General features: G+C 61.4%; 16 protein-coding genes. 13 read left to right on the top strand and 3 right to left on the bottom strand.

What is annotated here, in order from left to right:
* Window positions 1-73: 73 nt before the first annotated feature.
* The 13 genes from fleN (at window position 74) to yegS (ending at window position 12,283) form a co-directional block, all read left to right on the top strand.
* Complete coding sequence (gene fleN / locus C4J89_RS18330; protein WP_003192912.1) at window positions 74-907, top strand: flagellar synthesis regulator FleN; 834 nt, start codon at window positions 74-76, stop codon at window positions 905-907.
* Window positions 904-1,644 (top strand): RNA polymerase sigma factor FliA, encoded by a 741-nt coding sequence (gene fliA / locus C4J89_RS18325; protein ID WP_124359259.1) that lies wholly within the window; start codon window positions 904-906, stop codon window positions 1,642-1,644. The genes fleN and fliA overlap by 4 nt, the downstream gene beginning before the upstream one ends.
* Before the next feature lie 167 nt (window positions 1,645-1,811).
* Window positions 1,812-2,186 (top strand): chemotaxis response regulator CheY, encoded by a 375-nt coding sequence (locus C4J89_RS18320; protein WP_005790040.1) that lies wholly within the window; start codon window positions 1,812-1,814, stop codon window positions 2,184-2,186.
* 18 nt (window positions 2,187-2,204) lie between these two features.
* The gene (locus C4J89_RS18315; protein ID WP_124367838.1) at window positions 2,205-2,993 is read left to right on the top strand and encodes a protein phosphatase CheZ; all 789 of its coding nucleotides are present in this window, start codon (window positions 2,205-2,207) and stop codon (window positions 2,991-2,993) included.
* Between the two features lie 11 nt (window positions 2,994-3,004).
* Window positions 3,005-5,218 (top strand): chemotaxis protein CheA, encoded by a 2,214-nt coding sequence (locus tag C4J89_RS18310; RefSeq protein WP_124415236.1) that lies wholly within the window; start codon window positions 3,005-3,007, stop codon window positions 5,216-5,218.
* Between the two features lie 48 nt (window positions 5,219-5,266).
* A complete protein-coding gene (locus C4J89_RS18305) occupies window positions 5,267-6,394 on the top strand; it encodes a chemotaxis response regulator protein-glutamate methylesterase (RefSeq protein WP_124415235.1) in 1,128 nt (375 codons plus the stop codon).
* Window positions 6,394-7,134 carry a flagellar motor protein gene (locus C4J89_RS18300; RefSeq protein ID WP_124363763.1) on the top strand — a complete coding sequence of 247 codons (741 nt, stop codon included), beginning with the start codon at window positions 6,394-6,396 and terminating at the stop codon, window positions 7,132-7,134. The genes C4J89_RS18305 and C4J89_RS18300 overlap by 1 nt, the downstream gene beginning before the upstream one ends.
* A gap of 39 nt (window positions 7,135-7,173) precedes the next feature.
* A complete protein-coding gene (gene motD, locus C4J89_RS18295) occupies window positions 7,174-8,061 on the top strand; it encodes a flagellar motor protein MotD (protein ID WP_124363762.1) in 888 nt (295 codons plus the stop codon).
* A 50-nt stretch (window positions 8,062-8,111) separates the two neighbouring features.
* Window positions 8,112-8,900: a ParA family protein gene (locus C4J89_RS18290; RefSeq protein ID WP_124415234.1), complete on the top strand. Its 789-nt coding sequence runs from the start codon at window positions 8,112-8,114 to the stop codon at window positions 8,898-8,900.
* Window positions 8,900-9,691: a CheW domain-containing protein gene (locus C4J89_RS18285; protein WP_124415233.1), complete on the top strand. Its 792-nt coding sequence runs from the start codon at window positions 8,900-8,902 to the stop codon at window positions 9,689-9,691. Before C4J89_RS18290 ends, C4J89_RS18285 begins: the two co-directional genes overlap by 1 nt.
* 79 nt (window positions 9,692-9,770) lie before the next feature.
* Window positions 9,771-10,253, top strand: coding sequence for a chemotaxis protein CheW (locus tag C4J89_RS18280; protein WP_124363759.1), 483 nt, complete (start codon window positions 9,771-9,773; stop codon window positions 10,251-10,253).
* Window positions 10,254-10,646 (top strand): DUF2802 domain-containing protein, encoded by a 393-nt coding sequence (locus tag C4J89_RS18275; RefSeq protein ID WP_124363758.1) that lies wholly within the window; start codon window positions 10,254-10,256, stop codon window positions 10,644-10,646.
* Between the two features lie 716 nt (window positions 10,647-11,362).
* Window positions 11,363-12,283 carry a lipid kinase YegS gene (yegS, locus tag C4J89_RS18265; protein ID WP_124415232.1) on the top strand — a complete coding sequence of 307 codons (921 nt, stop codon included), beginning with the start codon at window positions 11,363-11,365 and terminating at the stop codon, window positions 12,281-12,283.
* On the opposite strand, the gene C4J89_RS18260 is transcribed toward yegS, so the two are convergent.
* The 3 genes from C4J89_RS18260 to C4J89_RS18250 all read right to left on the bottom strand — a co-directional run bounded on the left by C4J89_RS18260 (window position 12,242) and on the right by C4J89_RS18250 (window position 14,564).
* A complete protein-coding gene (locus C4J89_RS18260) occupies window positions 12,242-12,901 on the bottom strand; it encodes a response regulator transcription factor (protein ID WP_124415231.1) in 660 nt (219 codons plus the stop codon). The two genes, yegS and C4J89_RS18260, sit on opposite strands and share 42 nt — an antisense overlap.
* Complete coding sequence (locus C4J89_RS18255; RefSeq protein ID WP_124416049.1) at window positions 12,898-13,791, bottom strand: sensor histidine kinase; 894 nt, start codon at window positions 13,789-13,791, stop codon at window positions 12,898-12,900. Before C4J89_RS18255 ends, C4J89_RS18260 begins: the two co-directional genes overlap by 4 nt.
* Window positions 13,792-14,114: 323 nt before the next feature.
* A complete protein-coding gene (locus C4J89_RS18250; RefSeq protein WP_177412752.1) occupies window positions 14,115-14,564 on the bottom strand; it encodes a hypothetical protein in 450 nt (149 codons plus the stop codon).
* Window positions 14,565-15,107 lie beyond the last annotated feature (543 nt).

Here is a 15,107-nt window from a genome sequence, read left to right as displayed (position 1 = left end):
CGATGGTCTGCAAGCGATACACGCGACCAAGCCATGTAGCCTGCGTCTAAGCAAGACAAGGTAAAGAAATAAAATGGGCAGCATGCATCCCGTACAGGTGATCGCGGTGACCGGCGGCAAAGGTGGCGTCGGCAAAACTAACGTGTCAGTGAATTTGTCCCTGGCCCTGGCAGAGCTTGGCCGTCGCGTCATGCTGCTGGATGCTGACCTGGGCCTGGCGAACGTGGACGTTCTGCTGGGGCTGACACCCAAACACACGCTCGCCGATGTGATCGAAGGCCGCTGTGAGCTGCGCGATGTGCTGCTCCAGGGCCCCGGTGGTATCCGCATCGTGCCGGCCGCCTCGGGCACCCAGAGCATGGTGCACCTGAGCCCGGCGCAGCATGCCGGCCTGATCCAGGCCTTCAGCGATATCGGCGACAACCTCGACGTGCTGGTGATCGACACCGCCGCCGGGATCGGCGAGTCGGTGGTCAGCTTCGTACGCGCCGCGCAAGAAGTGCTGCTGGTGGTCTGCGACGAACCCACTTCGATCACTGACGCCTACGCCCTGATCAAACTGCTTAACCGTGACTACGGCATGAACCGCTTCCGCGTGCTGGCCAACATGGCCCAGAGTCCGCAGGAAGGGCGCAACCTGTTCGCCAAGTTGACCAAGGTCACGGATCGTTTCCTCGATGTCGCCTTACAATACGTTGGCGCAGTTCCCTATGACGAGTGTGTGCGCAAGGCCGTGCAAAAGCAGCGTGCGGTCTACGAAGCGTTCCCTCGTTCCAAGTGCGCACTGGCGTTCAAGGCGATAGCCCAGAAGGTCGATACCTGGCCGTTGCCTGCCAACCCTCGGGGGCATCTGGAGTTTTTTGTCGAACGATTGGTGCATCAGACGAGCGCGGGACCTGTGCTATGACATCCAGCGGCTACAACCTTTACAAAAAGTCGGCCCGTGACAGCCAGGGCGAGTTGATCGAGCGCTATGCGCCGCTGGTCAAGCGCATTGCCTATCACCTGTTGGCGCGCTTGCCTGCCAGCGTGCAGGTGGAAGACCTGATCCAGGCCGGGATGATCGGCCTGCTCGAAGTGTCGACCAAATACGACGCGAGCAAAGGGGCGAGTTTCGAGACGTATGCGGGTATCCGTATCCGTGGCGCGATGCTCGATGAAGTGCGTAAAGGGGATTGGGCGCCGCGTTCAGTACACCGCAATACGCGCATGGTCAGTGACGCAATTCGTGCAATTGAAGCAAAAACCGGTCGTGACGCTAAAGATCATGAAGTTGCGGCCGAACTCCAATTGAGTCTCGACGATTATTACGGGATTTTGAACGATACCTTGGGCAGCCGCCTGTTCAGTTTCGACGACCTGTTGCAGGACGGCGAACACGAAGGGCTGCACGAGGACGGCGCGAGCGCGCATATGGAACCGTCGCGCGATCTGGAAGATGAACGTTTTCAGGGAGCGCTGGCGGAGGCCATTGCCAATTTGCCGGAGCGCGAGCGCCTGGTGTTGGCGCTGTACTACGACGAGGAGCTGAACCTCAAGGAAATCGGTGAGGTCCTGGGGGTCAGCGAATCGCGTGTCAGCCAGTTGCATAGCCAGTGCGCGGCCCGCTTGCGGGGGCGGTTGGGAGAGTGGCGCGCGCGCTGACAGGCAGTGTGGGGACACTGCAGACGCTACCGCGAAGGTTTCGGCCTTCGCGGGTTCGCTCCGTGGTGCCCTGGGCAGTCCTTTTTGTGTAACGCCTGTTGATTGAAGTGGCGCGTCCAGGTGCTGGGCGCGTTTAAGACTGCTTGGAGGTCGAATTGGACAAGAACATGAAAATCCTCATCGTTGATGACTTCTCAACGATGCGGCGGATCATAAAAAACCTGTTGCGTGACCTTGGGTTCACTAACACGGTCGAGGCGGATGACGGCATTACGGCGATTCCGATCCTCAACAGCGGGAGCATCGACTTTCTGGTAACCGACTGGAACATGCCCGGCATGACCGGTATCGACTTGCTGCGCCATGTGCGCGCCGATGAAAAACTGCGCAGCCTGCCGGTGTTGATGGTGACCGCCGAAGCCAAGCGTGAACAGATCATCGAAGCCGCCCAAGCCGGGGTAAACGGCTATGTGGTCAAGCCATTCACAGCATTGGCCTTGAAAGAGAAGATCGAAAAAATCTTCGAACGCATCGGCCATTGATGCTGCCACGGGGGAGCTATGGACCATAACGAAACGTCACAGGGCGATTTTGAGTCGACCCTGAAAAAACATGCTCACCAGTTGGTCGAATGCCTTGAAAAGGGCCAGTTCGGCGATGCGGTGCAGTTGATCCATGAGCTTAACCAGACCCGTGACCGCGGCCTGTACCAGGAAGTGGGCAAGCTCACGCGTGAGCTGCACAGTGCGATCGTCAATTTCCAGATTGACCCGCGTATGCCCCAGGCCGAAGAAATTTCCCAGATCACCGATGCCACCGAACGCCTGTCCTATGTGGTCAGGCTGACCGAGGCAGCGGCCAACCGCACCATGGACCTGGTGGAAAACGCCACGCCTCTGGTCAATGGCATGGCCAATGAAGCCCAGGCCTTGAGCGTTGACTGGGGCCGCTTCATGCGCCGCGAAGTGGGGGCTGAAGAGTTCCGTGAACTGGCGCGTCGGGTCGACGGTTTTCTGTCGCGCAGCGAACAGGAAAACCGCACGGTGGCCGGCAACCTCAACGACATTCTGCTTGCCCAGGATTACCAGGACCTCACCGGTCAAGTGATCAAGCGTGTGACCCAACTGGTCACCGAAGTGGAAAGCAACCTGCTCAAACTGGTGCTGATGGCCGGCCAGGTCGACCGTTTTGCCGGCATCGAACATGACCGCGAAGCGATCCTCTCGGAAAAAGATCCACAAAAACACCTCGCCAAGGGTGAAGGTCCGCAGATTCATGCCGATAAACGTGAAGACGTCGTATCCGGTCAAGATGACGTAGACGATTTGCTGTCCAGTTTAGGCTTCTAAGGAGCACCCACATGAGCTTCGGCGCCGATGAAGAAATCCTTCAGGATTTCCTTGTAGAGGCCGGCGAAATTTTAGAGCAACTGTCCGAACAACTGGTCGAGCTGGAAAGCCGTCCGGATGATGCGAACCTGCTCAATGCAATTTTTCGCGGTTTTCACACTGTAAAAGGGGGCGCCGGCTTCCTCCAGCTCCATGAGCTGGTGGAGTGCTGTCACATCGCCGAGAACGTGTTCGACATCCTGCGCAAGGGTGAGCGTCAGGTTGACTCGGAATTAATGGACGTGATTCTCGAAGCACTGGATGCGGTCAACGCCATGTTCAGCCAGGTGCGTGAACGTGCACCGGTCACCGCCGCCACTCCGGAACTGCTGGCCGCCCTGGCGCGCCTGGCCGAACCGGCTGCGCAAGCACCGGCTGTGCAAGCCGAGCCTGAGCCGGTGGTGGAAGCCGAGGCGGATGTGACCGACAGCGAGTTCGAGCAACTGCTCGACTCGCTCAATGCGGTCAAGGCCGAGGCTGAAGCACCGGCTGCAACGGCGCCGGTTGCCACGCCGACCAGCGAAGACATTACCGACGCAGAATTTGAATCCCTGCTCGACCAGTTGCATGGCAAAGGCCAGTTCGCGGCCGACGCCGTGGCACCGGCGGCTGCGCCAGCGGCACCGGCACCGGCGGCTAACGCCAGTACCGATATTACCGACGACGAATTCGAGGCGCTGCTCGACCAACTGCACGGCAAAGGCACGTTCGTCGCCGAAGCCTTGCCGCAGGTCGCTGCCACTGCCGCCGTCGCTCCGGCGGCCAGCGCAGCACCTGCCGGTGACGGGCTGATTTCTGATAACGAGTTCGAAGCCTTGCTGGACGAGTTGCACGGCAAAGGCAAGTTCACCGAAGTGGCCCCGGCTCCGGCCGCCGCCGCAGCGGTCGCTACAGCCGCACCGGTTGCCGCCGCCAAAGCCGCAGCGCCGGTCGCCAAGCCAGCGCCTGCACCGGCTGCCGCGCCAGCTCCGGCGCGTCCTGCCGCTGCGCCGGTTGCCGATAAACCTGCCACTGAAGCCGAAACCACGGTGCGCGTAGACACTGCGCGCCTGGACGACATCATGAACATGGTCGGCGAGCTGGTGCTGGTGCGTAACCGCCTGGTGCGCCTGGGCCTGAACAGTGGCGATGAAGCCATGCAGAAGGCCGTGTCGAACCTCGATGTGGTCACCGCCGACCTGCAAACCGCCGTGATGAAAACGCGGATGCAGCCGATCAAGAAAGTCTTCGGCCGTTTCCCGCGCCTGGTGCGCGACCTGGCGCGCCAGCTCAAGAAAGAAATCAACCTGGAACTGGTGGGCGAAGAAACCGACCTCGACAAGAACCTCGTCGAGGCCCTGGCCGACCCGCTGGTCCACTTGGTGCGCAACGCCGTCGACCACGGCGTGGAAACCCCGGAAGAACGCGAAGCCTCGGGCAAATCGCGGGGCGGCAAGGTGATCCTGGCGGCGGAACAAGAGGGCGACCATATCCTGCTGTCGATCACCGATGACGGCAAAGGCATGGACCCGGCGATTCTGCGCAATATCGCGGTCAAGCGCGGTGTGATGGACAAGGATGCCGCCGATCGCCTCACCGACACCGAATGCTACAACCTGATCTTCGCCCCCGGCTTCTCGACCAAGACCGAGATCTCCGACGTGTCCGGCCGTGGCGTCGGCATGGACGTGGTGAAGACCAAGATCAGCCAGCTCAATGGCTCGATCAATATCTACTCGACCAAGGGCCAGGGCTCGAAGATCGTCATCAAGGTGCCGTTGACCCTGGCGATCATGCCAACCCTGATGGTGATGCTGGGCAACCAGGCCTTCGCCTTCCCGCTGGTCAACGTCAACGAGATCTTCCACCTCGACCTGTCGCGCACCAACGTGGTGGACGGCCAGGAAGTGGTGATCGTGCGTGACAAGGCCCTGCCGCTGTTCTACCTCAAGCGCTGGCTGGTGGCATCGGCCAAGCATGAAGAACAGCGCGAAGGCCATGTGGTGATTCTGTCGGTGGGCACCCAACGCATCGGCTTTGTGGTCGACCAACTGGTGGGCCAGGAAGAAGTGGTCATCAAGCCGTTGGGCAAAATGCTGCAGGGGACCCCCGGCATGTCCGGCGCGACCATCACCGGTGACGGTCGCATCGCGTTGATTCTCGATGTTCCGAGCATGCTCAAGCGTTACGCCGCACGGCGTATTTGATTCTGGCGGGGCAGGGCGGTAGCGCCCGCCCCGTCTAACGGAGTGTTTATGGTAGTCAAGGTCCTGGTGGTGGACGATTCGGGTTTCTTCCGCCGCCGCGTCTCGGAGATTCTTTCCGCCGATCCAACGATCCAGGTAGTCGGCACGGCCACCAACGGCAAAGAGGCGATCGATCAAGCCATTGCGTTGAAGCCGGACGTGATCACCATGGACTACGAAATGCCGATGATGGATGGCATCACGGCCGTGCGTCACATCATGCAACGCTGCCCCACACCGGTGTTGATGTTCTCCTCGCTGACACATGAAGGCGCCCGGGTCACCCTGGATGCGCTGGATGCCGGCGCGGTGGATTTCCTGCCGAAGAATTTCGAAGACATCTCGCGTAACCCCGATAAGGTCAAGCAGATGCTGTGCGAGAAGGTGCACAGCATTTCGCGCAGTAACCGCCGCAGTCTGTTCAGCGCGCCCGCGCCGACACCTGCGCCTGCACCCGTGGCCGCGCCGACATCATCGTTCAGCCGCCCGGCGCCCGCACCCGTCGCTCGGCCCGTGCCGACAGCGCCTACCCGCGCGGCTGCACCCAGCGCCCATTCGCCCGCGCCCAAGCGCAAGGCCTACAAACTGGTGGCGATCGGTACGTCCACCGGCGGGCCGGTGGCCTTGCAGCGTGTATTGACCCAACTGCCGGCCAACTTCCCGGCGCCGATCGTGCTGGTGCAGCACATGCCCGCTGCGTTCACCAAGGCCTTTGCCGAGCGCCTGGACAAGCTGTGCCGCATCAGCGTCAAGGAAGCCGAGGATGGCGACATCCTGCGCCCTGGCCTGGCGCTGCTGGCCCCGGGTGGCAAGCAGATGATGGTGGATGGCCGTGGCGCGATCAAAATCCTGCCGGGCGACGAGCGCCTCAACTACAAGCCGTGCGTGGATATCACCTTCGGTTCGGCGGCCAAGTCCTACGGTGACAAAGTTCTGGCGGTGGTGCTCACCGGCATGGGCGCCGATGGCCGTGAGGGCGCGCGCCTGCTCAAGCAGGGCGGCAGTTCAATCTGGGCCCAGGACGAAGCCAGTTGCGTGATCTACGGCATGCCCATGGCGATCGTCAAGGCTGACCTGGCCGACGCGGTCTACAGCCTGGACGACATTGGCAAGCATCTGGTGGAGGCCTGCCTCTGATGGATGTCTTGAGCCTGATCGGCATCACCCTGGCGTTTGTCGCCATTATCGGCGGCAACTACCTCGAAGGCGGCCACCTCGGCGCCCTGGCCAACGGCCCGGCGGCGCTGATCGTGATCGGCGGCACCGTGGGCGCGGCGTTGTTGCAGGCGCCGGTGAGCTCGTTCAAGCGCGCCATGCAGATCCTGATATGGATCATTTTCCCGCCACGGGTCGACTTGCCAGGCGGCATCGACCGCGTGGTCAACTGGAGCCTCACTGCCCGCAAGGAAGGCCTGCTGGGCCTGGAAAGCGTTGCCGATGCCGAGCCCGACAGCTACGCCCGCAAAGGCCTGCAACTGCTGGTCGATGGCGCCGAGCCGGAGGCGATCCGCAGCATCCTCGAGGTGGATTTCTACACCCAGGAAAGCCGCGACATCAACGCGGCCAAAGTCTTTGAAAGCATGGGCGGCTACGCGCCGACCATTGGCATCATCGGTGCGGTAATGGGCCTGATCCACGTGATGGGCAACCTGGCTGACCCTTCGCAACTGGGCAGCGGCATTGCCGTGGCGTTTGTCGCCACCATCTACGGTGTGGCGAGCGCCAACCTGGTGTTGTTGCCGGTGGCGAGCAAGCTCAAGTCGATTGCCATGCGCCAGTCCCGTTACCGCGAAATGCTGCTCGAAGGCATCCTGTCGATCGCCGAGGGCGAGAACCCGCGGTCCATCGAATTGAAGCTCCAGGGCTTCATGGATTGATGCACATGAACCAGTTGATTCGTTTTGCGGAGGTCGTCAGTGAGCCGTCGCCGTCGCGAGCCTGAAGAGCACGTCAACCATGAACGCTGGCTGGTGTCCTACGCGGATTTCATCACCTTGCTGTTTGCGTTTTTCGTGGTGATGTACTCGATCTCGTCGGTGAACGAAGGCAAGTACAAGGTTATTTCCGAAGCGTTGATCGGGGTGTTTTCCGACTCCGATCGCGCGCTCAAGCCAATTCCTATTGGCGATGAACGACCCAAGACGGTGACCCCGGCCAAGCCGTTGGTCAACGACAGCGATGAGACCGCCGCCGGTGTCGGCGGCACCAGCGACCCGCTCAAGAGCATTGCCGACGATATCAGCGCCGCATTTGGCGACCTGATCAGCTCCAACCAGATGACCGTGCGCGGCAATGAACTGTGGGTGGAGATCGAGCTGAACTCCAGCCTGTTGTTCGCCAGCGCCGATGCACTGCCGAGCGACCAGGCTTTCACCATCATCGACAAGGTGGCAGCGATCCTCAAGCCGTTTGAAAACCCGATTCACGTTGAAGGCTTTACCGACAACCTGCCGATCAGTACGGCGCAGTACCCGACCAACTGGGAACTGTCTTCGGCCCGGGCGGCAAGCATCGTGCGCATGCTCGCGATGCAGGGCGTGAACCCCCAGCGCCTGGCGTCGGTGGGCTACGGCGAGTTCCAGCCGGTGGCCAACAACGCCACGCTCGAAGGCCGTGCGCGCAATCGGCGGGTGGTGCTGGTGGTGTCGCGCAACCTGGATGTACGCCGCAGCCTGACCGGCACCGGCACGGCGAATGCAACACCGGATGCGGCGTTGAGGCGCGCTGGCACACAAACTGCACCGGCCCCTGCAAAGCCGCTGGTGCGGGCCAGCTCCGTCAATTCTCCGTCACCGGCTCACTAACCTATGCAATGTCTCGGTCGCGCGTGTGCCCACCGGGAGGAATCAACCGAATGAGAGTCTGGGCAGTTGCCAATCAAAAGGGTGGAGTCGGCAAGACCACCACGTCCATCGCGTTAGCCGGCTTGCTGGCCGAGGCGGGCAAGCGCGTGGTCGTGGTCGACCTGGACCCCCACGGCTCCATGACCAGCTATTTCGGCTACGACCCGGATGCGCTGGAACACAGTTGCTACGACCTGTTCCTGCACAAGGGCAGCGTGCCCGGCGACTTGCCTGGGCAACTGCTGCTGCCCACCAGCAACGACAGTATTTCGCTGTTGCCGTCCAGCACCGCCCTGGCCACCCTTGAGCGCCAGTCGCCGGGCCAGAGCGGCCTGGGCCTGGTGATCGCCAAGACCCTGGCGCAACTGTGGCAGGACTTCGACTACGCGATCATCGACAGCCCGCCCTTGCTCGGCGTGCTGATGGTCAACGCCTTGGCGGCCAGCCAGCAGTTGGTGATCCCGGTACAGACCGAACACCTGGCCGTCAAAGGCTTGGAACGCATGGTCAGCACCCTGGCGATGATCAACCGTTCGCGCAAGCAGGCCTTGCCGTACAGCATCGTGCCGACCTTGTTCGACCGGCGTACCCAGGCCTCCCTTGGCACCCTGCGCGTACTGCGTGATGCCTATCCGGACACCATCTGGAACGGCTACATCCCGGTAGACACGCGCCTGCGTGACGCCAGCCGCGCCGGGCTCACGCCATCGCAATTCGACGGCAAGAGCCGTGGCGTGCTGGCCTATCGGGCGTTGCTCAAGCACCTGCTGTCCCAGCAGCTTGTGGCGCAGGTGGCCTGATGAACCGTCCCCTCGACTTCAAGACCCGGCCGCAACTGGCGCTGGAATCCTACCTGGATGCCTTGCTGCAGGAGGCGACCGCCGAGGAGCTGCCGGAACCGATCCTGGTGCTGGAGCCGGCCGTCGAGCCTGACGCTGCGCTGGATGAGTTCCAGTTGGCGGTGCTTGAAGAGCAAGCCCGCGATGCGCACGTCGAAGCGACGCCGCTGGTGGTGCCAATCACGCCTGACGTGGTGGCGCCGGTAGTGGTCGAGCCGATCGTGGAAGTGCACCTGCCGCCGAGCATCACGCCGCCGCCGGTGACCGGCGATGGTCGCCCGTCGTGGGCCGCCGAGCCGTTCGAATGCCTGCTGTTCGACGTCGCCGGGTTGACCCTGGCGGTGCCGCTGGTGTGCCTGGGCTCGATCTATTCCCTGGAAGGCCAGGAGCTGACGCCGTTGTTCGGGCAACCGGAGTGGTTCCTCGGCATCCTGCCCAGCCAGGCCGGCAATCTCAAGGTGCTGGACACCGCGCGCTGGGTGATGCCCGACCGCTACCGCGATGACTTCCGCCAGGGCCTGCAGTATGTGATCTCCGTGCAGGGCTACGAGTGGGGGCTGGCGGTGCATCAAGTCAGCCGCTCGTTGCGCCTGGACCCGAACGAAATCAAATGGCGCAGCCACCGTGGCCAACGGCCGTGGCTGGCGGGCACCGTGATCGAACACATGTGCGCGTTGCTCGACGTCGCCGAACTGGCCGAGTTGATCGCCAGTGGCGCGGTCAAGGAAATGGCGCAGAACAAACGCAGTTGATTGAACAATAAAGGTCGTGCGGTTGCGCGGCCCATTAGCACACACGCCGTCGATAGCGGCATTTGAAGGGGTCAGAAGCATGAACAAGTCAGCGTCCGCACAAGGTTTGGATGATCCGATCCTGCAATGGGTGACCTTCAAACTGGACAACGAGTCCTACGGCATTAACGTGATGCGCGTGCAGGAAGTGCTGCGCTACACCGAGATCGCCCCGGTACCGGGTGCGCCGAGCTATGTGCTGGGCATCATCAACCTGCGCGGCAACGTGGTGACGGTGATCGACACGCGCCAGCGCTTCGGCCTGGCGCCGACCGATGTCAACGACAACACGCGCATCGTCATCATCGAAGCCGACAAGCAAGTGGTCGGGATCATGGTCGACAGCGTGGCCGAAGTGGTCTACCTGCGCCAATCGGAAGTGGAAACCGCGCCGAACGTGGGCAACGAAGAATCCGCCAAGTTTATCCAGGGCGTCTGCAACAAGAACAACGAGCTGTTGATTCTGGTTGAGCTGGACAAAATGATGAGCGAAGAAGAGTGGTCGGACCTGGAGAGCATTTGATTGTTTCTTGAGGCGGCGGTGATCGTCCTGGCCCTGTTGTGGGCCGGGACTTTGGCGTTTGTGCTGCGCTATGTGCGCCAGCAACGGGAGTTGGCCTTGCAACAGGCCGAGCGCGATGCGGTGCGTGACCGGCGCATTCTGGAGCTGGTCAAGCGTGTCGATCATTTCCAGCAGAGTGCGGTGCGGGTTGGGGATGAAGTGCATGAACTGCGCGCGATTCTCGGGCCGTTGCCGGACAAGTTGGTGCAGTTGGAGCAGCGTGATCCCGCGAACCTGTCGTTCGCCCAGGCGGCCAAGCTGGTGGGCATGGGCGCGACGGTGGATGAGCTGACCCAGTCGTGCGGGTTGACCCAGGCCGAGGCGCAGTTGATGAGCAAGTTGCACAAAAGCTGATCAGCGCCGGGCGCAATGTGGGAGGGGGCTTGCTCCCGATGGCCTTGGGTATCCACATAACTTTGGTATGGCCCTGAACCTGTGACGGCTCGGGAGCCGAAGCCTCTCTAACTGACTCCCCGCGTTTCAAATGTGGGAGGGGGCTTGCCCCAGATGGCGGCCTGACAGCCGACCAGGATGTTGGATCAGAACGAGTACATATCCGTTCCTATGGTAACGGCGGCTGGCGGTTCCGCTTTTACAGCGTGTCACTTTTGGAAGGACCCAAAAGTAACCAAAAAGTCCTCGCCCCACCACTCGGCACCTCGCCTAGGCTCGGTGTGCCCGTAATCCGACATTGATTTGGGGGGCCGCCGCCACGCGCCATCCATGGCGCGGGGCGGCTAAACCGGCATCCCTGCCGGTTTACCCCCCAAATCACTGTCGAATTCCGGCCAGCGTGGTTTAACGGGGCGCCTAAGATCAAGAGCAAGATCAAGAGCGGCTCGCTTCGCATCGTGGTTAGCGTAGGCTGCTGCTACAAAGTTGTGTAGATACCATGCCCCGATGGCGGTGTATCAGTCAGCTTAATCTTTAGCTGACACACCGCTATCGGGAGCAAGCCCCCTCCCACATGTTGATCTCCATCCATCAGCCAAATTTCTCCTGCCACAGACTTTTCCTCATCCCCAAGGGTCAACATCCTGCAAGCACTTTGACCCAGGAGAGTTCCCCAAATGACCACCGCCAGAGCCCTGTTGATCCTCCACGGCAAACAAGCCCTCAACGAGGACGTGCGCGCGGCCGTGCTGGCCCGGCGTGAGCAGGGTTGGGAGCTGGCAGTGCGGGTGACCTGGGAAGGTGGCGATGCCCAGCGCCTGGTCAATGAAGCCCTGGCCGACGGTTACACCCACATCATCGCCGGCGGTGGCGATGGCACTCTGCGCGATGTGGCCGAAGCCATGGCTCACGCCAATACCGATGCCAGCCTGGTGCTGATGCCGCTGGGCACAGCCAATGACTTCGCCAAGGCCGCCGGCGTGCCGTTGGAGCCGGCTGGCGCCCTGGCGTTGCTGGATGTTGAACCGAGAGCGATTGACCTGGGCCAGGTCGGCGGGCAGATATTCTTGAACATGGCCACCGGCGGTTTCGGCAGCCAGGTCACCGCCAACACCTCCGAAGACCTGAAGAAAATCCTCGGCGGTGCCGCCTACCTGTTCACCGGTCTGTCACGCTTCAGTGAATTGAAGGCTGCCTACGGTGAGCTGGAAGGCCCGGATTTCCATTGGAAAGGCGAGCTGCTCGCACTCGGGATCGGCAACGGGCGCCAGGCCGGGGGCGGGCATGTGCTGTGCCCGGGTGCGCTGGCCGATGATGGCCTGCTGGACATCAGCATCCTGCCGGCGCCCCAGGAGGTGGTCGGCACCTTGCGCGAATTGATGAGCAATGGCTGGGGCCTGGACACCATGTTCGTGCGGGCACGCCTGCCGTGGGTCAATATCAAGGTGGCGCAGGGCTTGTACATCAACCTCGATGGCGAGCCGCTGGAAGGCGATGATCTGCATTTCGAGGCCTTGCCCAAGGCCCTGCGCGTGCACCTGCCGCTGGGGTCGCCCCTAGTCGTCCAGGCTGATGATCTGCTCGCGCACAGCGAATAACACTAGGCCCGCCACGTCGAAAATCTGCAGGCGCTTCATGATCTGCGAGCGATGCGCTTCTACCGTCTTGATGCTCAGGCCCAGGCCGTGGGCGATTTCCCGGGTGGACTTGCCGCGCACGATCAGGCGCAGGATTTCCAACTGGCGCGCCGTCAGGTTGTGGCTATGGGGCGCGGGCGTCGCAGGGCCGTTGCTGCGGATCAGTGCTTGATTGATCACGGTGTGGGCGATCGCCGGGCTCAGGTAGCGCTCGTTGTTGCGCAAGGCACGCAGGGCGTGTTCCAGCTCGTTGGCGGTCATGTCCTTGAGCAGGTAGCCGTGGGCACCTGATTCCAGCGCGCGCATGATCAGGTCGGGGTCGGTGTGCATCGACAGGATCAGCACTTTGCTCAGGGGATAGGCGCCCTTGAGTTCCTGCAAGGCATCCAGGCCGCTGGTGTGTTTCATCGACAGGTCCAGCAGCACGATATCCGGCTGCAGGGCGCGAAATTGCGCGAGCACCTGCGCGCCATCGCTGGCTTCACCGATTACGTCGTAACCGGGCATGTCCAGGATCAGCGCACGCACGCCGGCGCGAATCAGCGCGTGGTCATCCACCAGGAGTAAATTGCAGGTCACTCGAAACCCTTAGGGGAACTGGCCCGTTCGAGGGCGCGGGGCGCCCAGGGGAAAAGCGCGTCGATCCGCGTGCCTTGGCCTGGCTGACTGCTGACCGACAAGGTGCCGCCCAGTTGGTCTATCCGCTCGGCCATGCCGGCCATGCCGCGTTGGCCTGCAAGGCCTGGGTCGGTAACCGGCGAAAAGCCCTCGCCGTCATCGCAGATCGTCAGCGACAAGCCTTCGGGCAGGCGTCGCAGGCGCACCCGCAGGTTATGTGCCTGGGCGTGACGGAGCATGTTGGTCACGGCTTCCTGGGTGATGCGAAACGCCGCCACGGCCATTTCTTCAGGAATACCGGTCAGGCGTTGCTGGCATTCCAGGCTCCAGCACACCGAGGTGTTTTCCAGGGTCTTGAGCAGGTGCGCGCGCAAGCTGGCTTCCAGGCCAAGGCTGGCCAACTGGCGCGGGTTGAGAATGGCGGACACGTCGCGCACTTTGGCCAGGGTTTCGTCGAGGGTATTGCACAGCACCGTGCAGTGCTCGTGCAGCTCTGGCGGCAGGCGACGCTGCAGCCATTCACTTTGCAGTTTGGCGGCGGTCAGCAGTTGGCCGATGTCGTCGTGCAGTTCGCGGCTGAGGCGATGGCGTTCGTTTTCCTGGACCTGTAACAGTCGGTCCGCCAATTCCTGGGGCTGGAACTTGATGGATTTGCGCGAACGCCATTGGTGCAGGCCCACCACCGCCAGCGTGGCCAGGTTGACCAGCAGGATCAGCAGCGACCAGGGCGAAGCATGCGCGTAGGCCCACACGCTGACCGACAACGAACACAGGCACAGCGCAAGGACGATGCGGCGTGCGTTGCTGCGCGACACAGACCTTGAGAAAAGGGGCTTGAGGTTGGCGTACATAGCGGATGGAGCCACTGAAGGTTCGCTGCGGGGAGACCGGTTGGCCGGGCTCTGTTTGGAATACGCTGCCGAATCGTGTTTAACCATGATGAAGTTGAGTCACTTCGAGTGGGGGCATAGTACCACCCCTGTTACCGTTGGTCGCCTGATTGGTTTATGGCCCGCGCAAATACTCTGGGGGGTAATCCCAGAGTTGAAAAAGTTGTATTAGTAAAGTTGGTTTGTATCGTTATTGCGTAGATGGCTAATTGATGTTTCTGCCTTTCTCGCCGTTATCGGTCGTTTTTGGACAGGTCAGCTATCGTCGGCGACATGCTTGGGACTCAGGACGCATGATGCAACCGCTGCTGCGGTTTATGCCGGAAATCCTTTTGCGGAATCTGCAAAGTAACCGTCGCGATCAACGACGTTTGCTCGGTCTCGTCCAGGGCCAACTCGCCGGTGCGCGTGTCGATCAGCTCCAATTGCCAGGCCAGCAGCGTGAGGCAGTCATGTAACGCATCGAGTGCCTGGTCATGCAATTGCATCGGGTTCTCGGCGTTGGCAATGAGGTCCTGCAGGTGCCGCGAGAACTCGCTGATCGCCTGCAGCGCCAGGCTGTCGGCCTTTTCAGCCAGTTTGGCGAGGCTGGTTTTCATGCAGTCGATGGCGTCGCTGTCGTTGCGGATCAAATGCAGGTGGCTCAAGCACTCTTGGGACTTGATCAGCAGCATTTCGGCCTCCAGCAGAAACTCGGGAAGTGCCGTTTGCCATTCTTTCGCGCTATTCATCATGCATGTCTCCGCAACTCAAGCTCGGGTGATGAGATGTCGCACCGGGTGAATGGCTTAAAACTAGCGCTGAAATATGATTGGAGCTTGTAGGTTGATTCCGATATTTCAGTAGGACATTTATTGAAATGCTCACGAAAGTCGTGCGTAGTCCCAGTTGAGCGGGATGACACGACTTCAGTTGCCGATACGTGAGTGCCTGGAAGGCTCGCGGGCCTAGGGCGTGGGATGGCAAACAAAAGCCTGACTCCATTCATGCAATGAGAATGGCGTCACATTAATGGCTATTAGATATCGCGAATATCAGGTCGGGCCTGATTGCGCATAGGGGAATCCCCTACGTCGTGGAACCGCACGCCGATTGGAGTGTCGTGCAAGGCCCACACAGCCCGAGGACAGGGCTGATGCAGTAAAGCATGATGTCAGTGTGACATCAATGTATTTACATGGCATTTTACCGGGGTCAAGGTCTGGCGCTTGCCGCCGATAACTTGCCTATACGAACTGCACACCCTCTCAGCGCGCAACCCATGTGCACACCAGGAG

The sequence above is a fragment of the Pseudomonas sp. R4-35-07 genome, assembly GCF_003852235.1.
Taxonomy (GTDB): domain Bacteria; phylum Pseudomonadota; class Gammaproteobacteria; order Pseudomonadales; family Pseudomonadaceae; genus Aquipseudomonas.
This window is presented reverse-complemented; position numbering and strand designations above follow the sequence as displayed.